The sequence below is a fragment of the Enterococcus sp. M190262 genome (assembly GCF_005843965.1).
GTDB lineage: Bacteria > Bacillota > Bacilli > Lactobacillales > Enterococcaceae > Enterococcus_D > Enterococcus_D gallinarum.
The window spans coordinates 215,350-235,886 of the sequence record NZ_CP040461.1 but is presented as its reverse complement, the minus strand read 5'-3'; the positions used below and the strand labels follow the sequence as shown (position 1 = coordinate 235,886).

General features: G+C 41.7%; 15 protein-coding genes. 13 read left to right on the top strand and 2 right to left on the bottom strand.

The genetic code is table 11. From position 1 onward, the window contains the following. The first annotated feature begins 78 nt into the window (after positions 1-78). Positions 79-2,217, top strand: a complete 2,139-nt coding sequence (locus FE005_RS01075; protein WP_138371146.1) for a glycoside hydrolase family 65 protein — start codon at positions 79-81, stop codon at positions 2,215-2,217. Between the two features lie 272 nt (positions 2,218-2,489). On the opposite strand, the gene FE005_RS01070 is transcribed toward FE005_RS01075, so the two are convergent. Further along, entirely contained in the window at positions 2,490-3,362 is an 873-nt protein-coding gene (locus FE005_RS01070) for an AraC family transcriptional regulator (protein ID WP_060814421.1), read from the bottom strand. A 316-nt stretch (positions 3,363-3,678) separates the two neighbouring features. On the opposite strand from FE005_RS01070, the gene FE005_RS01065 reads away from it, so the two are divergent. The 7 genes from FE005_RS01065 to FE005_RS01035 all read left to right on the top strand — a co-directional run bounded on the left by FE005_RS01065 (position 3,679) and on the right by FE005_RS01035 (position 13,010). Beyond that, on the top strand, positions 3,679-5,052 hold the full coding sequence (locus tag FE005_RS01065; protein WP_103300235.1) for an ABC transporter substrate-binding protein: 1,374 nt from the start codon (positions 3,679-3,681) through the stop codon (positions 5,050-5,052). A gap of 12 nt (positions 5,053-5,064) precedes the next feature. Then, positions 5,065-5,994 (top strand): carbohydrate ABC transporter permease, encoded by a 930-nt coding sequence (locus tag FE005_RS01060; protein WP_138371145.1) that lies wholly within the window; start codon positions 5,065-5,067, stop codon positions 5,992-5,994. Next, positions 5,991-6,821: a carbohydrate ABC transporter permease gene (locus FE005_RS01055; protein WP_003125619.1), complete on the top strand. Its 831-nt coding sequence runs from the start codon at positions 5,991-5,993 to the stop codon at positions 6,819-6,821. The genes FE005_RS01060 and FE005_RS01055 overlap by 4 nt, the downstream gene beginning before the upstream one ends. Before the next feature lie 41 nt (positions 6,822-6,862). After that, positions 6,863-8,656, top strand: a complete 1,794-nt coding sequence (locus tag FE005_RS01050) for a glycoside hydrolase family 2 (protein WP_003125620.1) — start codon at positions 6,863-6,865, stop codon at positions 8,654-8,656. A gap of 171 nt (positions 8,657-8,827) precedes the next feature. Continuing rightward, the gene (locus FE005_RS01045; protein ID WP_003125621.1) at positions 8,828-9,910 is read left to right on the top strand and encodes a dipeptide epimerase; all 1,083 of its coding nucleotides are present in this window, start codon (positions 8,828-8,830) and stop codon (positions 9,908-9,910) included. A 2-nt stretch (positions 9,911-9,912) separates the two neighbouring features. Then, complete coding sequence (locus FE005_RS01040; RefSeq protein ID WP_081131993.1) at positions 9,913-11,334, top strand: transglutaminase-like domain-containing protein; 1,422 nt, start codon at positions 9,913-9,915, stop codon at positions 11,332-11,334. Between the two features lie 32 nt (positions 11,335-11,366). Next, entirely contained in the window at positions 11,367-13,010 is a 1,644-nt protein-coding gene (locus tag FE005_RS01035) for a peptide ABC transporter substrate-binding protein (RefSeq protein WP_138371144.1), read from the top strand. 70 nt (positions 13,011-13,080) lie between these two features. Here FE005_RS01035 and FE005_RS01030 read toward each other — a convergent pair whose 3' ends face one another. Then, the gene (locus FE005_RS01030) at positions 13,081-14,016 is read right to left on the bottom strand and encodes a response regulator transcription factor (protein WP_138371143.1); all 936 of its coding nucleotides are present in this window, start codon (positions 14,014-14,016) and stop codon (positions 13,081-13,083) included. Positions 14,017-14,285: 269 nt separating this feature from the next. Here FE005_RS01030 and ptcA point away from each other — a divergent pair, with 269 nt between their 5' ends. From ptcA to guaD, 5 genes are all read left to right on the top strand, one after another. Then, entirely contained in the window at positions 14,286-15,314 is a 1,029-nt protein-coding gene (ptcA, locus tag FE005_RS01025; protein WP_003125626.1) for a putrescine carbamoyltransferase, read from the top strand. A gap of 223 nt (positions 15,315-15,537) precedes the next feature. Then, positions 15,538-16,956: an APC family permease gene (locus FE005_RS01020; RefSeq protein WP_138371142.1), complete on the top strand. Its 1,419-nt coding sequence runs from the start codon at positions 15,538-15,540 to the stop codon at positions 16,954-16,956. After that, positions 16,910-18,007 (top strand): agmatine deiminase, encoded by a 1,098-nt coding sequence (gene aguA, locus FE005_RS01015; RefSeq protein ID WP_138371141.1) that lies wholly within the window; start codon positions 16,910-16,912, stop codon positions 18,005-18,007. Before FE005_RS01020 ends, aguA begins: the two co-directional genes overlap by 47 nt. A gap of 10 nt (positions 18,008-18,017) precedes the next feature. Next, entirely contained in the window at positions 18,018-18,947 is a 930-nt protein-coding gene (gene arcC, locus FE005_RS01010) for a carbamate kinase (RefSeq protein ID WP_103300242.1), read from the top strand. A gap of 204 nt (positions 18,948-19,151) precedes the next feature. Then, on the top strand, positions 19,152-20,510 hold the full coding sequence (guaD, locus tag FE005_RS01005; RefSeq protein ID WP_081132130.1) for a guanine deaminase: 1,359 nt from the start codon (positions 19,152-19,154) through the stop codon (positions 20,508-20,510). Positions 20,511-20,537: the final 27 nt, after the last annotated feature.

Genomic DNA, 20,537 nt, shown 5'->3' with positions numbered 1-20,537 from the left:
TGAAGTCGGATTCTTTGCAATGGGTGTTTAGTAGTGTAGGATAGAACTGAAAGAAAAAAGCGGAGGAGACGAACAGAGATGGACAAACGATTTTTATTGCAGGCACAAGAACTCTCTCATCAGAAACCGGAATATTTAGAAACGCTGTTTGCTGTGGGGAATGGTCAAATCGGTGTCCGAGCAGGGCATCCCCTTAAAGTGAATGCGAACTATCCTGGGAATCCCGGGGCTTTTGTCAATGGTTTTTTTGACAGTGAACCGATCCAATACGGCGAATGGGCTTATGGCTATGCTAAAGAACACCAAACCATCTGCAAGTTACCCAACCTGCGGGGGCTTTCTTTAAGCATCGGACAAGAGCAGTCGTCGGACGGCGTTTGGCAGACGGAACCAATCCAGCTGACATTAGATATGTCAGAAGGCATCCTTCATGAGTCTTACCATGTAGAAACCCCATTAGGAAAAAGCTTTGATCTTGAGATGCAATCTTTTGCCTCCATGACGCGCAGTGAATTTTATGTTTGTCGTTACACAATCAAAAATGCAAATTTCACAGAGCCAATCACTGTTTCCCATCCATTGGACCAGCGCTTCACAGTCAATCAAACAGATGATCCTCGTGTTGCGAATAAAGAGCATCAGCTTCTGAAAGAAGAGCATGGCGACTATGCCATTTGGACAGCCCCTCATAGTCAAAAAAAACTGGCGATTCGGGTGATAGGCGGCGATGGTCAGATCCAATCTGGAGAATCCCTGACGACGATTTTTCAACTGCGATTACAAGAAGCAGAGGGCGCACCCTTTTATCAAGAAGCGGTTGATTTTGAAACATTTGTTGCCGAACAGAGGGAAAGCTATCAGCAGTTTTGGGCAGCGAGTGATATCGAGATCACGGGTGATCAAGAACTACAAAAGGGGATACGCTTCAATCTGTTTCACCTGAATCAGGGAGCAGGACGTGATGGCAGAACCAATTTTGCCGCCAAGGGGTTGACAGGTGAAGGGTATGAAGGTCATTATTTTTGGGATACTGAAATGTATTTGTTGCCTTTTTTTACTTACACCAATCCAGACACTGCGAAAGCATTGCTTACTTATCGAGCAACTATTTTACCGCAAGCGCAAAAACGGGCACAAGAGCTGAGCCAAGACGGTGCACTGTTTGCATGGCGCACCATTGATGGTCAAGAAACGAGTGCCTATTATCCTGCCGGAACCGCACAACTGCATATCAATGCCGATATCGTTTATGCTTTTCAACTCTATGAACGGGTCACAGGAGATGTCCGCTTTATTGAAGAAGTCGGCAGTGAAGTCGTTTTCGAAACGGCAAAATTTTGGTTGAGTTATGGTGATTTCATCGAAAAAGACGGCAAACCTTCTTTTTGTATCAATGGGGTCACCGGACCTGATGAATACAGTGCATTGGTCAACAATAACTTTTATACCAACAAAATGGCTCAAAACAATTTATATTATGCCATTGAACTGGCGAAACGATACGAAAAGCATATGGAACTGATCGATCAATGGCAGCAAGCCGCAGACCTCATGTATTTCGGTTATGATGCGTCTCGTGGACTTACCAAGCAAGATGATGAATTTCTTGAACAATCTGTCTGGCCTTTTGAAGAGACACCAGCTGCTAACTATCCTTTATTGTTGCATTATCATCCGATGATAATTTACAAACATCAAGTCTGCAAACAAGCGGATACCGTATTAGCGCAAATGCTTTTTACGGGTGATTTTACCCTAGAACAACTAAAACAAGATTATCAGTATTATGAAAAAGTCACCACCCATGATTCTTCGCTGTCTCGTTCGATTTTCAGTGTGATGGCTAGTCGTATCGGAGAAACAGCAAAAGCATATCGCTATTTCATGGATACGGCATTGATGGATTTGACTGATCTGCAAAAAAACGTCGTCGATGGCATCCATGCGGCAAATATGGGAGGCAGCTGGCTAAGTTTGATTTATGGTTTTGCTGGTCTTTATTATGATGAAGGCATTCGCTTGTCCAATCACCTACCAAAAGAAATAACAGAACTTGCCTTTAAGCTTTTTTATCAAGGGGAAGAATTGCGAATTACTTTAAAGGAAGGTAAAGTTGAGTGTCAGCTAGCTCCTGAAACTGAATTATTTATTGAACAAACGGGTAAAGACATCTGGGTGAGAAAAACTAGCAAAGAACATCTGAAAGAAGGTCTGTAAATAGAGCATGACAACATTCTATAATGAGCACATGTCAGCAACCGCTCCGAGGTTGTAAGCCGTGAGCAACTGTTTGCTGGATCATTCACAAGAATCAATTGGAAAAAAAACAATTGATTCTTTTTTTGAGGACTTCAATTTAGAGTGAATAAAAAAGAGATCTGATGCTTCCAGATCTCTTTTTTATGGTTGGGCGTTGCCTAATTTGGACAAAATGTTATAAATGCAGAATTCGCCGATTTGGTGACTATATAGGTTTCTTGCGTAGTTATTTAGTGAAAGCCGAAAATATTTTTTTGAAATTTCATAGGAGAAGTGCCAACCATTGATTTAAAGACGTGATGAAAGGTTTTGACGCTAGAAAAACCTGAGCGGGCAGCTACTTCTGCCATGGGAACCAGCTCTGTTCCTAAAATATACTTTGCCCGATGGATGCGGTATTCTGCCAGATAACTGGTAAAAGACATCCCGATATTTTTTTTGAAGAAGCGTGAGAAATAACTAGGACTAAACCCCACATGATCAGCAACATCCTGAATCGTGATCGCATTTAAATAATTGGACTCAATATAGTCGAGGATGGTGTCGATCTGGAACAATGTCTCGCGATTTTTTAATGTACTATCTAAAGCGGCTTTTTCTGTTTTTTTGTTCTTCAATGGCAGTTGGTACAAGAGATTCGCTAATTTATACAAACTGCTCAAAATACTGTATTGATACCCTTCACGCTGTTTCTGGTTTTCATGATAAATAGAAAGCAAGATAGTCTGGATCTCTTTTTGGATCGGGGTAGGCCAATCCTTACTGTAATTGACGACGGTCTCAAATACTTTGGCCAATGGACGATCATTTGGCGAGATATTGTCATGTCCTTGAAAGAGTTTGATATCAAATTGATAAACGATTCGTTCACTATTTGGCGAAGACAAGAAGAAGTGCGGTTCACCACTAGAAAAAAAATAGATCTCGTCTTCATGCATTTGAATGATCTCGTCATCCACCCCTAATCTGACAGTTCCTTCCAAACAATAAATAAATTCAATTTCTTTGTGCCAGTGAGGATAAGTGATCGACCACCCTTCATTTGTAAAGGTTTTGAAAGGGAACAGCGGATTGATTTCAGGAATTTCCAAGTATAAGCTCATGTATTCTACTCCTTTGCTCTATAGATAGTGATGCGGTGTTGCTCTCTTTATTTTACTGTGTGATGTGCCTGATAGAATAAATGTAATCGATTTCTAATTTAGAAAATAGAGCCAAACAAAAATCGGGAATAAGGAACACATAACTCGGGAAGAAATATGTATTTTCGTTTTGTATAGTATAAATTGTAAAGAAAAACAGACAGCATTATTTTGGCAACATGAAGCAATCATTTTGTAAAAAATAATCCGTCTGATTTTCTTTTTGAACTATTGTATGCGCATACAAACGGAATATAAAAAGGCAGGAGCAAAGAAGATGAAAAAAATTGGTCTACTCATTTCCACATTGGTTATAGGCGGAAGTTTTTTATTATCGGGATGTGGGAGCAATGATGATGCTGGTGATCAAGCGAGTAAAGTTACCCTCAATTTTTCTTTTTGGGGTGATACATTGGAGAAAGATTCGATCGATAAATTGATCAAAAACTTTAATGAATCACAAGACGAGATCCAAGTAAAAGCGCAGCAGATCCCTTATGACAATTATATGGAGAAGCTAAACACACAAGCTAGTACCAAAACACTTCCAGATGTCGGCTATATGGTTGAAACAAGCACGGCAGAGTGGGGGAAGAGCGGCAACTTAAGGGATCTGACAGAGCTGTATGAATCAGGAGGACCATTTGAGAACAAAATCGCAGAGACACGCTCGGAGTACAACGGGAAAGTCTTTGGATCGCCTGCAGGGCCAGGAATGCTTACACTGTTCTACAGTACGAAATATTTTGAAGAAAAGGGGGTTGAAGTCCCACCTCATGACGTCAATCAAGCGTGGGATTGGGATAAATTTGTATCCATTCTGAAAGAACTGACAGTCGACCGAAATGGCAATCATCCAGGCGATGCTGGTTTTGACGAAAAAAATATCAAAACCTATGGGATCTCCAATTTTACTGGTCTAGGCTATGAATCTTTCTTAATCAGCAATGGCGGTGGGGTGCTTAGTCAGGACGGCAAACAGATCCTGATTGGAACAGATGCTTCGATTGAAGCGTTAGAGAAAATTCAGGATTTGATGTACAAAGATTATGTGATGCCGAAACCCTCACAGGCAAGTACGATTCCTTCAACTGATACCGCAATGCTGACAGATAGGGTAGCGATGACGATCACAGGATCTTGGGACTTACGTTCTCTGGGGGACGCTATCGAACAAAAAGGGTTAGCGTTAGGTATGGGTGTTTTACCAAAAATGGGAAAAGTCGTTCAAATGAATTTTGGTCCGCCAATCGTGGTTTTTGATAATGAAAACACACAAGAACATTGGGAAGAAACCAAAACATTTTTAGAGTATCTTTTAGACCCTGAGAACAGCTTAGATGTCATCGATTCAGGATTATGGTTACCTAACCAAGACAATTGGTTCTCAGATGAAACGTACCTTCAAAAATGGGCCGTAAGCGATCGTTCACCAGAATATAAAAAAGAAGCACTGGTTGAAGCAAAAGAGCAAGCGTTGACAAAAAACAAGGCCTTCTACAGCGAAGATGCTGCTTCGATCGAGCAAATCGTGAACCCCGCGTTAGAACAGGTCTGGACTGGCAAGAAAGCTCCAAGAGAAGTAGTTGAGGAAGACATTTTGCCAAAACTAGAGAAACAGTTCGGGGACAAATACGAGTATGTGAAGTAGGTGAACGAAGGAATGATCACACTTAAAACAGATGGACAATCTAAAAAGAAACACTATGATTTACACAAAGAAGAGAATCGTGCAGGGTATGCTTTTGCAGCCCCTGCAATTCTCGGATTATTGATTTTTACCATCATCCCAATGATCGTTAGTCTGATTCTTAGTTTTACAGATTATAATGTCATCGGTGATTTCAAATTTACCGGCATCGATAACTACCGTACGATTTTTATGGATGATCTTTTTTTCAAAAAATCGGTGGTTGTGACATTCACCTTTGCTTTTGGCAGTACGCTAAGTAGTTTGATCGCTGCACTAGTGATCGCATTGTTGATGAATGTCAAAGTTCGAGGGCAGGCATTTTTTCGAACATTGTTCTACTTGCCGGTGGTAGTTCCAGCGGTGGCTTCAAACATTTTATGGATGTGGTTATTCAACCCGGATTTTGGCTTGCTGAATTCTGTTTTGCAATTTTTCCATTTGCCGCCGTCTAACTGGATTTTTGATGAACAAACAGCGATCCCATCTTTGATTTTAATGGCCGTATGGGGATGTGGTGGTACCGCTCTGGTTTTCTTAGCTGGGCTGCAGGATGTTCCCCAAGACCTAATGGAGGCTGTGGAAGTAGATGGCGGCAATTGGCGCCATAAATTTTTGTATGTGACATTGCCAGCCATCTCGCCCATCATTTTCTTTAACTTGGTGATGGGGTTGATTGGGTCTTTCCAGACATTCTCGCAAGCATACATTATGACTGGAGGCGGCCCCAATAATGCGACCTTGTTTTACGCATTGTTGATCTACCGGAAAGCATTCCAAGAAAATCAGTTTGGTTATGCATCCGCATTAGCATGGATCCTATTTGTGATTATTGGTTTGTTTACGATGCTGGTTTTTGGTACGGCAAAAAATTGGGTGTATTATGGAGGGCAAGAAAAATGACCATGAGAAAAGCAAAATACATGATGTATGTTCCATTAGTGGTGATTGGACTGATCTCATTGGTTCCATTTTTATGGCTAGTACGCAGCTCGTTTATGGATTCCTATGAAATTTTTGAGTTCCCCCCTAAGTGGCTGCCTGATCAATTATTATTTTCTAACTACGCAGATGTCTTTCAAGTTTTGGATCTAAAGACCTATCTCGTTAACACGTTTTTGATTATTATTCCCTGCATTATCGGGAATGTCTTTACTTCTTGCTTATGCGGTTACGCATTTGGCCGCTTGAACTTTAAATACAAGAATATGTGGTTTGCGATGGTCATTGCGACAATGATGCTTCCAGGTGCAGTGACGTTGATTCCGACATTTATGATGTGGAATAAATTAGGATTTGTAAATTCCTTTGTACCTTTGATCGCCCCAGCCTTTTTTGGCGGTGGTGGGTTCAATGTCTTTTTGATGCGACAATTTTTTGCTGGTATCCCAAAAGAATTAGATGAAGCGGCGATCCTGGATGGTGCAACCCACTGGCAGATTTTTTATAAGATCATGCTTCCGTTAGTTAAACCTGCCATGATGGTTGTAGGATTTTTTACGTTTATGAATACTTGGAATGATTTTTTTGGCCCCTTGATTTACTTGAATGATCCTAGCAAACAAACATTAGCTCTCGGATTATTGCAACTAAAAGGGCAATTTTCTTCTCAATGGAATATCATGATGGCGGCTTCTACATTAATGACGATTCCTGCGTTAGTCTTGTTTTTCTTCGGTCAAAAGTATTTCATTCAAGGAATCAGTCTTACTTCTGGAAGCAAAGGCTAGTTTGCCTCGTAATAAAAAAATTTGAAAAGGAAAGGACGACTATGAACAGACCAGAATATCCGCGCCCACAATTTGAACGAAGGAAATGGCTGAATTTAAACGGTAAGTGGCAATTTGATTTTACCGACAACTTAGAGGAACAACAGCCACAAGCATTGACACAGATGATCGAAGTTCCTTATGTCTTTCAGTCCAAGCAAAGTGGAATTGAAATCAAAAGCTTTCATGACGGTGTTTGGTATCAGCGAGAGCTGATGGTGCCAGATACTTGGCAAGACAAACGTTTATTGTTACATTTCGGCGCTGTCGATTACCATTGCTGGGTCTACATCAACCATCAGTTAGTAGGGGAACACATTGGCGGACACACCTCATTTTCTTTTGATGTGACTCACTATTTGACCTTTGACAAAGATCTGCTCACACTAAAGGTCTTTGATCCATCAACAGATGAAGAAATACCAAGAGGCAAGCAATATTGGCAGGAACATTCTGCTGCTATCTGGTATACCCGAACAACGGGTATCTGGCAGACGGTGTGGTTGGAGGCAGTTGACAAAAACGGCTATTTAGAAAAGGTCTTTTATACCAGTGAGTTTGATCGGGGATCCGTAGAGATCGCCTATCATTATGCTGGTGATTTGACGGATAAAGAATTGTGTACCAGAATTTATTACGGCGAAGAGCTGATCGTTTCTGATCGCCAGCAGTTGACCGAGCACCAGTTCACACGCTCTTACAGTCTATTCAATCAAAAGATCGACCGCAGTGACTTTCACGGTCGCGGATGGACTTGGACTCCAGAGACCCCGAATCTCTTTGATGTCGTCTTTGATGTTTGGTCACAAGGAAAGTGTATCGATACCGTTAAAAGCTATTTTGGCATGCGAAAAATTCATATTCAAGATGGCATGGTCCACTTAAATAACCGCCCGTATTATCAGAAACTAGTGTTGGATCAGGGCTACTGGCCCACAAGTCTCATGACAGCTCCTACAGATGAAGATTACAAGAAAGATATCGAATTAGCCAAAGCAATGGGCTTCAACGGCTGTCGCAAACATCAAAAAGTAGAGGACCCCCGTTTTTTGTTTTGGGCAGATCAGTTAGGATTCATTGTTTGGGGAGAATGTGCCTCACCGAGTGTTTATACACGAACTAGCGGGGGGAAAGTGATGGCTGAATGGCAAGAGATCATCGACCGTGACTACAATCATCCTTGTATCACAACTTGGGTACCGATCAATGAAAGCTGGGGGGTACCGAACATTAGTGTCGATCGTCAGCAACAGCATTTTTCGCAGGCGATTTATCACTTGATCCATTCTTTAGATCCTACTCGATTGGTTATCTCAAATGATGGCTGGGAGATGACAGAAAGTGATATTTGTGGGATTCACAGCTATGTTCATGGAACGAAAGAAGAACTGGAGAAATACGACCATTTTGCGGCGAGTTTGCGAACAAAAGATACGATTTTAACTTCTGAACCCAATCGCAGAAAAATTTATTGTCCAGGATTTCAACATCAAGATGTTCCTATCTTGTTAACAGAATTTGGCGGGATCGGCTATGATACAGGGGCTCAAGGCTGGGGATATACCAATGCAGCTAATGAAGCAGAGTTTATTCAGGACTATCAGCGGGTGATTGATGCTGTCTATCAGTCAGAAATTCTTCACGGCTTTTGTTATACGCAGTTGACGGATGTGGAACAGGAAAAAAACGGTTTGTTAACAGCTGATCGACAACCAAAGTGTCCGCTTGATACAATCAAACAAATCAATGTTCGTTGGCATCCGACGATTATTAATAAAATACAATTATCTGATTAAAAGAGCAAATTTTTGCTCTTTTTTTGTTATTAAATTTACTGCTCAAAGGAGATAAGTTGGTAGAGTTATGCATAATCTGTATAAAAATAAAATTCAGAAAATTCAGAAAAAGTGTTGAAAAGAAAAAAACGGAATGATATAGTCAGTTTTAAGTTAGAGGGGGGAATGAAGATGAAAATTGAACGTGTGGAAATTGCTGCAAATAAAATGATGCTGCGCAAGCCATTTAAAATTGCATTAGGCGTTATTACTGAGGTCAGCAATTTGACCATTAAAGTGATCACTGACACAGGGGACTTTGGGATCGGTGAGGCAACACCTGAACCCTTAGTGACAGGGGAGACACTTGAAGGCTGTGAAGCTGCTCTAAAGTTATTGGCTGATGCATTAACTGGAGAAGATCCACGGCAATTAAGCCGGATCCATAGCATCATGAACCAGTGCATGAAAGGCAATGGGTCTGCCAAAGCAGCTCTCGATATGGCTTGCTATGATCTATTGGGAAAAAGTACAGGACTTCCTTTGTATCAGCTTTTAGGCGGTCAGGATAACCAAGTAGAGACAGATATGACGATTTCCATCGATACTCCAGAAGTGATGGCAGAGAATGCTCAATTGTTTGTGGAACAAGGATTTACTGCACTGAAGATCAAAGTCGGATTGGATGAGAAAGACGATATTGAACGAGTAAAACAAATTCGGGCAGCTGTCGGTCCAGCCATCGAATTGAGAATTGATGCCAACCAAGGTTGGCGGGCAAAGCAGGCAATAAAAATGATTGAACAGTTGCAGAAATATGATATCGCTTTTTTTGAGCAACCAACACCTGCTAGTGACATTGATGGATTAGCCTTTATCAGAACTCAAGTCAACCAACAGATCATGGCAGATGAAGCGGCATTTGTACCTCAAGATGCGTTATCATTGATCAAAAAAGATGCAGTAGATGCTGTCAATATCAAATTGATGAAATGTGGCGGCATCTATCCAGCGTTACAGATCAATAGTATTTGCGAAGCTGCGAATATCCCTTGTATGGTAGGTTGTATGGCAGGGGAGACCAATATTAGTATCGCAGCGGCAGCTCACTTTGTTGCTGCACAAAAAAATGTTCGTTTCGCTGACCTCGACGCGACGTTTGATTTAGCAGTTCTTGCGTATGAAGGGGTTGTTGGTACAGAAAAAACACCGGTGATTCAACTTAATGAAGCGGCTGGATTAGGCGTTAAACAAAAAGAGGAGGTGGCGCAGTGAGTATGGATCCTAATGATCTATCCAATCTAGTGGTTCCTTTGCCAGAAGACATTCAACGAGCCAAAGATTTTGGTGATTTTTCTTTAACACGTAGACTCATTCATCAGAAGTTGAACAATGCCCGTATCAGTGAAGTCTTAAAAGATCGTTTGCACACGGAATTAAAGGTTTTGACTGTTTTTGAAGCAAAGCAATATCCCTATGAAGAAACCAAAGCTCTGGAGATGATGCAACAGTCCTTTGTCGATTTTCAGCGAGAAGAACTGGATCGCTTAGTGGAAGCAGGAGAGGTTGAATGGATCTACTTGAACGGCAAAAAAGTTTTCCATGAACGCTTTATTGCTAATCTCGTTAAGACGCGCTCAGACTATTATACGCGCTATTTATTTGAGGAAGAAAACGGAATTGACAGTGCCCGACAAGTAGAACTGGATGAGAATGTAGAAAAAATGAAACAACTCGGACAAAGGACTGCTCGAATCGTTTTGAAACAATCACTTAGACCACTAACAACGCTTAATAAAGAAGACGGTCCTTTCTTGACGCACATTCCTTTGCCTCGAGACACTGGAAAGGTAGCAAATGCCAAGATTCTTCAGACAAAAGGAGAGGTCAAGCAGATTGATCCCTTCGCTGCACCACAGCGAACGATCGCATTTGAAACCAACGACCCTTCCTCAATTGAAGCGACTGTGGAACACAGCTATGAATTGACGGCTGTTTATACGGATTTATTCCAGTTGTTGGATGAGCAAACCATGATTCGTGAGTTGACTGAGTCGGAAAAAACCGCATTTGCATCAGCGCTCAATGAATTCGCTCCCCATATTCAATTTACGCCTTTTCTACAGCAATTATTGCAGGAAATTTTGCCGGAAGCAAAAAATCCCTTGGAACGTGCGTATGCGATTTATCATTTTGTGACCACCAAAGTAACCTATTCGTTTATGCGAGAATATTATGCGATTCCGAATATCAGTGAGTACTGTGCAGTCAATCAGAAAGGAGACTGCGGGGTTCAAGCACTTTTATTTATCACTTTGTGTCGTATGGCGAATATCCCAGCTGAATGGGAGTCGGGTTTATATGTTTCAGAATTTTTTGTGGGCCCTCATGACTGGGCGCGCTTCTATCTACCAGAGTATGGTTGGCTTTATGTAGATGTTTCGTTTGGGGGCAGCGCATTTCGAGGCGGAAATGAAGAGCGCTGGCGTTATTATTTTGGAAACCTAGATATTTTTCGCTTACCTGCTAATAACTGTATTCAAGGGGGATTTACCGTAGCGAAGCAATTCTTACGAGCAGACCCCATCGACAATCAGCGGGGAGAATTTGAGTCTGCCAAGAAAGGCTACCGATATGATGAGCTGGATTGGCAAGCTGAATTGATTGAGATGACGATTTTAGAAAAAGCGCTTCGATGAGCGGTTGGGACGCATGTAAAAGGAGGACGTAAATGAGGAATAAAGGAAAAAAAAGAATGATGTTTTTGTTGGTTGTTGCTAGCGTCATCGGTTTTTCAGGTTGTAGTTATCAGAAAGAATCTAAAGCGACTGCCCAAGCGAGCAGTGTGGTCAATTTGATGGAACAAAGCGAAATCGGATCGATGGATACACTCTCTACACAAGATACGGCAAGTATCAATGCTCAAGTCAATGTCTTTGATGGATTGTATCAAATCGATGACACCAATAAGGTCGCACCGGCTATCGCCAAAGATTTCCCCAACATATCCGACGATGGTCTGACTTACACGATCACGTTGAGAGAAGATGCTACTTGGAGTAATGGGGAGCCAGTGACGGCTAAAGATTTTATTTATGCTTGGCAACGGCTAGCCACGCCAGCCAATCAAGCAAACTACATGTTTTTATTGGACGGTACATTTAAAAATGGCACTGAAATCATCAATGGGGAAAAAGACCCTTCTGAACTAGGTGCGAAAGCTACGGACGAGTACACGATCGAGATCCAATTGGAACAGCCAGTTCCTTATTTGACTTCGATATTGGCCTTTACTCCATTTTTTCCACAAAATGAAGCTTTTGTCACCGAAAAAGGGGATGCTTATGGCACATCAAGTGAAAATATTTTAACTAATGGCCCCTTTTTGATGAAAAATTGGGATCAAGCTTCCTCTACATGGGATCTGGAAAAAAATGAAGACTACTACAATCGTGATGCCATCAAACTGGAGAATATCCATTATGAAGTGATCAAAGAAGCTGTTACAGGATATAATCTTTTCAATGAAGGACAGTTGGATATGGCGGATATTTATGGGGAATACGTGAAGCAAAATGACGCTAACGAAGAACTACAGACGGTGCTGACCTCTTATATCCACTATTTCAAGATGAATCAGAAAAGAGATGGTAAAGATACGATCTTTGCCAATGAAAATGTCCGAAAAGCCGTTTATTATGCGATTGATAAAGAAGCTTTAGTCAAAGATGTCTTATCGGATGGATCAGAAGCAATCAATGGGTTTATTCCGAATAACTTTGTCTTCAATCCGGAAACTGGCAAAGATTTTCGAGAAGATGCGCCTCTCGAAGGACCGGATAAAGCCACTGCACTCGCTTACTGGCAAAAAGCCACTGCTGATATTGGGGATAAGATCTCCATCGAGATGTTAACCAAAGACACTGATGCAGATAAAAAAGTGGCTGAATTCATCCAGGATCAGTTACAGACAGTCTTACCGGGCTTGACCGTTGAAATCAAGTCTGTCCCATTGAATAATTCGATTGAATTGACACGAAAAAGCGATTACGAGTTAGCTATCGGAACATGGGGACCAGATTATCAAGACCCGATGACGTACCTTTACAATCTCGTTTCACCGAATAACACGAATTATGAAAATAAAGACTATGACCAGTTGATTGCTGATAGCAATACGACCTATGCCAATGATTTAGCGACACGTTGGGATACGATGATCAAAGCAGAAAAACTATTAGTAGAAGAAACCGCCGGGATTGTCCCAATCTACCAAAGAGCTCGTAGTATTATGGTCAATCCTTCCCTGAAAGGTGTGTACTATCCAACTTTCGGACCGTCAACGATCATCAAGTATGCATATATGGAAGAATAAGCCGTTCAGAGCAATGAATGACTGGTTTTTAAACTTTAAAAGGCCTGGAAGCGATCCTTCCAGGTCTTTTTTAGGCAGCTGCCTCATGGGTCTCTTTGTACTTTTCAAAAAGAATCATAATTTGCGTGCGTTTTTTTATCTCAAGTTTGATAAAAATGTTATGAACATGGGTTTTGACCGTTCCCAATGAAAGAAAGAGCTGATCGGCGATTTCCTGATTGGTTTGATGGGACAACAGCAACGCAAAGATTTCCGTTTCTCGTTGGGTAAACTGATGAATACGGCAAAAGTTTTGAATCAAGAGAGAGGCGTCTTGCTCTTGCGGTTTTTCTTCCTGTGGTTGGCGTTCTTTGATAAAGAAGTGCAGTAATAATATACAAACAACAATCGAAAAGATATCCTCTGAAATACTGCGATTATAAATCTTTGTCGCTAACGAGCTGTACTGGTCGACATTGAAAATCACGAAGCTATCTTCAATTATGATCAAAATACTAAAGAAGAGATTGATGATCATCAACTGTTTTAAATAGTGTTTGTTCAGTAGAGGGAGCTTCTTTTTGGTCCCTTGCCAACAATAAATTCCTAGATAAAAAAGGAAGAGTTGATTACCAAGATAATAGAGCCAAACTTTAAATGCTGAGTTTTCCATCAGTGGGGTCGTAATCATCCAAATGGCCAAAACGATCAATAGCGTATAATGGAGGGGAGAGAGTTTTTCTTTGCGTAGTTCGGCAAGAATAGAAATGGAGAAAAAGGCATTTCCCATAAATATAATAGTTTTAACTGCTGGTGCACTCATAAATGCCTGATCATAACTTTGGGCAAAGGAATTGAGAAATTCCGTCATATAAATAATTATATTGTCAAAAATAAAGAATGCCAGATACAAACTAATCCAAAGAAATAATTTGTTTTTTTCTTTTAAGTAAGAATAAATAGCAAAAGTCATCGTGATTGAATATAGAATGATCAATAAAATATTGTATATAAAAATAGCTATCATATTGAATCCCCTTTCAATTTTTCTTACACCAATTTTCTTATCCTAATTATAACACCATTTGTTTTTTCTTTACTTTAATTCCGCTAAACTTTCCGCTAAACTTTTGTAAACCCTTGGAAAATAACTGGTTTATATCCAAAAATAAACTTGTCCTCAGCAAGTATAGAATAAGTGTGATAACGTTTACAACTAATAGCTTATCGTAAACTCCGCCTTTTTTACCTAAAGTGAAGATGCAAAAGCAAACAAATCACTTAGGAGGTTTCATTATGGAAAAAAGAGATTTTATTACAACGGAAAATTACACGAAGGAGGAGATCCAACAAATCGTTGACCTGTCATTGAAAATCAAAGCGGCCATCAAAAATGGTTATTACCCCCCTTTACTAAAGAACAAAGTATTAGGGATGATTTTCCAACAATCATCTACCAGAACGCGGGTTTCTTTTGAAACAGCAATGACACAATTAGGAGGACATGCAGAATATCTCGCACCAGGACAAATTCAATTGGGTGGTCATGAAACGATAGAAGACACAAGCCGTGTTCTTTCTCGTTTAGTTGACATTTTGATGGCTCGCGTGGAACGGCATCATAGTGTGTATGACTTAGCAACGAATGCCACGATCCCAGTTATTAATGGTATGTCTGACTTCAACCATCCAACGCAGGAACTTGGCGATCTTTGCACCATGATCGAACATCTTCCAGCAGGCAAAAAAATCGAAGACTGCAAGATTTCCTTTATTGGTGATGCCACACAAGTCTGTTTCTCTTTAGGATTGATCGCAACAAAAATGGGGATGGAATTCGTTCAATTTGGTCCAGAAGGGTTCCAGTTAAACGAAGACCATCGCGCACGATTAGACGCGATTTGTAAAGATTCTGGCGGTTCCTATACGATATCAGATCAAATCGATGTGATCGAAGGTTCGGATTTTGTTTATACAGATGTTTGGTATGGACTGTATGAAGCAGAATTATCAGAAGAGGAACGCATGCGTATTTTTTACCCTAAATACCAAGTGAACGCTGACTTGATGAAACGCGCTGGTGAACAAGCGAAATTTATGCACTGCTTACCTGCCACTCGTGGAGAAGAAGTCACGGATGAGGTCATGGATGGACCAAACTCGATCTGTTTTGATGAAGCAGAAAACCGGTTAACGTCGATTCGCGGTCTCTTAGTGTACTTGATGCGGGATTATGCGGATAAAAATCCAATCGACGAGACCAAAAAAGCAGCGGCTGAAAAAGACTTGGAAGTTTTGTTAGATGAAACTAGACGCAAGAGATGAGGAAAGGAAATAGTCTGCGTATCAAGGGGATGCGTGAAGACTGTTTTGGTTCTTGAGGAGGGGCCAACGAACTGCGAATCGATTCTTTTGAGCGGAAGCTCGTTCTAATAATGTCGCAGCTTATGTGCTGAACTGGGATTCACGAGAGAGAAATCCGCTAGTTGCAAGAATCCTTCAATCGTTGGTCAACCCTTATTCCCTTGTACCGGAAAGGAAGAAAACAATGGGAGAAAAGAAAAAATTTAGTTTGATGAGTGCCATCTTATCGGTTATTTGTGTTGTATTTGTGGCAGAAGCGGCTGCACCGGTAGCAGCAATCGGAAATTCACAGTTTTTTTGGTGGATCTTTCTATTGGTTGCGTTCCTTTTGCCCTATGGGTTAATCTCATCAGAATTAGGAACAACGTATATTGGTGATGGCGGTATTTATGATTGGGTGACACAAGCTTTCGGTCATCGCTGGGGTTCTCGGGTTTCTTGGTACTACTGGATCAATTATCCATTATGGTTAGCCTCTCTAGCCGTAGTCTGTCCTGACTTGTTGACGACTATCACAGGTCGTGAATTTTCCACGGTGGCTGCTATCGTGATCGAACTGATTTTTATATGGGTCATCGTTTGGATCAGTTTTTATCCGGTCAGTGACAGTGTATGGATTTTGAATGGGGCAGCAGTGATCAAGATGCTGTTAGCAATCTTGATTGGTGGCTTAGGTCTCTATACGGCCCTTACCAAAGGTGTTGCGAATGAGTTCACTCTTTCTTCGATGCTGCCAAGCTTCAATTTGAATAGTTTGTCTTTTATCTCGGTAATCATTTTTAACTTATTAGGATTCGAAGTGATTTGTACATTTGCAAGTGACATGGAAAACCCTAAGAAGCAAATTCCTCAATCGATCATTGCCGGTGGACTGGTGATTGCCGCCATTTACATTTTTTCTGCTTTCGGGATCGGTGTAGCGATTCCTACGGATCAAATCAGTACCGGCAGTGGATTGATGTATAGTTTTAAATTATTGACAGGATCAACAGGCGGCTGGTTCATTATTTCGATGGCCTTTTTGTTCTTGCTGACATTGTTTGGCAACATGATTTCTTGGTCGTTAGGGGTCAATAATACTGCTTGCTATGCGGCCGAAAATGGCGATATGCCGGAAGTATTTGCCAAACGCAGCAAAAAAAATGGCATGCCTACTGGTGCGGCAATTATGAATGGTATCGTTGCTTCTATCGTCGTCGTCATCGCCCCAATTTTACCAAATCAAGATTTATTCTGGGCATTTTTCTCACTGAACCTAGTAATGTTCCTACTATCGTATGTCCCTGTGTTTCCTGCGTTTTATAAATTACGTAAAATTGATCCAGACACACCTCGACCTTTCAAGGTGAGCGGCAGCGATTTGTTCTTGAAGGTATTAGTCGCACTACCAATGATCATGATCGTGATCTCATTGATTTTCACAGCGCTTCCTTTGCAATTTAACGCTGAATCACTGAGTCAGCAATTACCAATCACGATTGGAGCAATTGTATTTGCCCTCGTTGGTGAAGCCATTATCTGGATCAAAAAAATCAAAAAAGAAGGAGTGCTGTATCATGGCGAAACGAATCGAAAAGACCACACCGAAACAAGACGGGTTTAGAATGCCCGGAGAGTTTGAACCACAAGAGAAAGTATGGATGATTTGGCCAGAGCGCCCGGATAACTGGCGTGATGGGGGCAAACCAGCTCAAGAAGCATTTGCTGAAGTCGCAAAAGCGATCAGCAAATTCACGCCAATGAATGTGGTCGTGTCGCAACAACAATATCAAAATTGCCGTCGTCAATTGCCTGCAGACATCACTGTCTATGAAATGTCTAATAACGATGCATGGATTCGTGACTGTGGTCCTAGCTTTGTCATCAACGACAAAGGCGAATTACGAGGCAATGACTGGGGATTTAATGCTTGGGGCGGATTAGTCGATGGCTTGTATTTTCCTTGGGATCAAGATGATTTAGTTGCTCAAAAGATCTGTGAGATCGAGCATGTGGATTCTTATCGGACGGAAGGGTTTATTTTAGAAGGGGGATCCTTCCATGTCGATGGGGAAGGCACTGTGTTAACGACGGAGATGTGTTTGTTGAGTGATGGCCGGAACCCCCATATGACAAAAGCAGAAATCGAACAAAAATTATGCGACTACTTGAACTGTGAGAAGGTCCTTTGGTTAGCTGACGGGATCGATCCGGAAGAAACCAATGGACATGTGGATGACGTGGCATGTTTTGTACGTCCTGGAGAAGTGGCTTGTATCTATCCTGAAGATAAAAACAGCCCATTTTATGAAGCGGCTCAAGCTGCATACAAGCGTTTGAATGAAATGACCGATGCCAAAGGCCGCAAATTAAAAGTTCATAAGCTTTGCTGCCCAGTAGAAAATGTCACGATCAATGGGGATTTCAAGATTGATTACGTAGAAGGAACCATGCCGCGAGAAGATGGCGACATTTGTATTGCTTCTTATATGAACTTTCTAATTACAAACAACGGTGTGATCGTTCCTCAATACGGAGACGAAAATGATGCGCGGGCACTTGAAGAAATAGCAGAGATTTTCCCAGATAAAGAAGTTGTGGGCGTAAATACAGTTGAGATCGTATACGGTGGCGGGAATATTCACTGTATCACGCAACAACAACCGCAAAGATAGGAGGAGACGTATGTCAAAAATTGTCATCGCTTTAGGCGGAAATGCTTTAGGCGACTCTGCGCACGAACAATTGACCAAAGCCCAAGTGGCAGCAAAATCGATTGCTGATCTAATCAGTGACGGCCATCACGTGGTGATTGCTCACGGGAATGGTCCTCAAGTTGGCAAAATTCGCTTAGCATTTGAGGAAACCAGCAAAACGCAAGAAGACGTCATGCCATTTCCTGAATGCACAGCTATGAGTCAAGGGTACATCGGTTACCATTTGCAACAAGCGATTGATGAAGAGCTTGTTTCTCGCGGGTTGGAAAATATTCCGGTCGTTTCCATGTTGACGCAAGTGGTGGTCGATCCAGCTGATCCAGCTTTTACGAATCCAACGAAACCAATCGGTGGCTACTATAGTGAAGCTAAGGCTCAGCAATTAATGACTGAAAGCGGCGACACTTATATAGAAGATGCAGGCCGAGGTTGGCGTCGGGTCGTTCCTTCTCCTAAACCAGTGGACATTTATGAAAAAATCAGTCTAAAAACATTAGTAGATGCAGGTCAAGTGGTGATTGCATGTGGCGGAGGCGGCATACCAGTGGTTTATGAAGGCACTCGCTATAAAGGAGTTGACGCGGTGATTGACAAAGACTTTGCTGCAGCCAAGATGGCGGCACTGATCGATGCGGATATCTTCATTATCTTAACCGCTGTTGACCAAGTCTTTGTCAACTATGGTCAACCAGATCAACGAGGATTGACAACAGCCACTGTCGCTGAAATGCAAACGTACATTGACCAAAATCAATTTGCACCTGGTAGTATGTTGCCAAAAGTGGAAGCAGCGATCGCATTTGCTGCTTCCAAGGATGGGCGTCAAGCAGTGATCGCTTCATTGGAAAAAGCGGCGGAAACTTTAGCTGGCAATAGTGGTACGACAATTCAGCTTTAAGTGAAGGAAAGACATTTGGTGAACATACCAAATGTCTTTTTTTGCCTTAAAAACGAACATTAGATTCTTTTTGTCAGGATTAATGTACGGTTTTTATTGAAAAAAATCCGAATGAATGTAAAATAAAACCATTGATGCTTATTTTAATGAAAACTGCTAATGTCAAAGCAGCAGTCTGATGCAGTTTGTTAAAGGAGAAAACTTATGTCAATAACAAAATATTTTAAAGGTTCTGTATTTCATACACCCACAGATGGCGTGCTGGAATACTTAGAGGATGTCCTCATTTGCGTGGATGCTGAAGGGATGATCGAAAGGGTTGTCACAACAGAACAATCAGACTATCCAGAAATGCTGGCAGCTGCCAAACAAGGAATGCTAGTTGAATTGCAGAAGGGACAGTATTTTTTACCGGGATTCGTCGACTTGCACGTTCATGCACCCCAATGGCCGCAAGCAGGAGTTGCATTGGATGAGCCGTTGAATGTATGGCTAGATGAGTGTACCTTCCCGTTGGAAGCAAAATACGCGGACTCAAGTTTTGCTTCAGAAGTGTACCAAGATTTAGTTGCGCAACTACTGGCTCGAGGAACAACGACGGTTCTTTATTTTGCGACCGTTCATTTGGAAGCAAGTTTACAATTAGCCAAGATTTGTGCTGAGAAGGGTCAACGAGGGCTAGTGGGGAAAGTAGTCATGGATGATCCCGACGCGAACCCAGATTTTTATCGAGATGCCTCAACTGCTACGGCACTAGCAGAGACCGAAACCTTCATTAAAGAAGTCCAAAAGTTGGCAAAAACGACACGTCAAGGAGTCTATCCAGTAGTGACACCACGATTCGTCCCAAGCTGCACGGATGAAGGTCTGGCTGGGTTAGGACAACTCGCACAAAAATACGATGTCCATGTACAATCCCATTGCAGTGAAGGCCAATGGGAACACGATCACGTCTTGGAACGATTTGGTAAAACCGACACAGAAGTCTTGCGGGATTTTGGCTTACTGGGAGAAAAAGCTGTGATGGCTCATTGTAATTTTATCGATGAAAAAGATGGTGAGATCTTTGTGGAAACAGGGACTGCTGTTGCTCACTGCCCGATTTCCAATGCGTACTTTGCCAATGGTGTGATCCCTATCAATCGGCTTAAAGAACAAGGCGTAACGATTGGACTAGGCACAGATATCTCCGGCGGCTTTTCTCCAAGTTTGTATGACAATATCAAGCAAGCTGTTATGTCTTCCCGCATGTTAGAAGATGGTGTGGATGTTACATTGCCCCAAACGAATCGAGGTGTTGCGAATGCGCGTATCTCAGTCATCGACGCTTTTTCATTGGCGACAAAAGGAGGGGGCGAAGCGCTACGACTACCGATTGGTCTTATCAAGGAAGGCTACGCTTGCGACCTTCAAGTGATCGATACTTGTTATTCTGGTAATCCATTGCCAGCTTTTGGTGTACTGAACCAACCGAAAGAACAATTACAAAAGATTTTGTATCTAGCAACGGCTGAAAACATTCGTCAGGTCTGGGTGCAAGGAAAAAAAGTACATGAAAAATGAGGAGATTGATACTGTGGAAACCAGAAG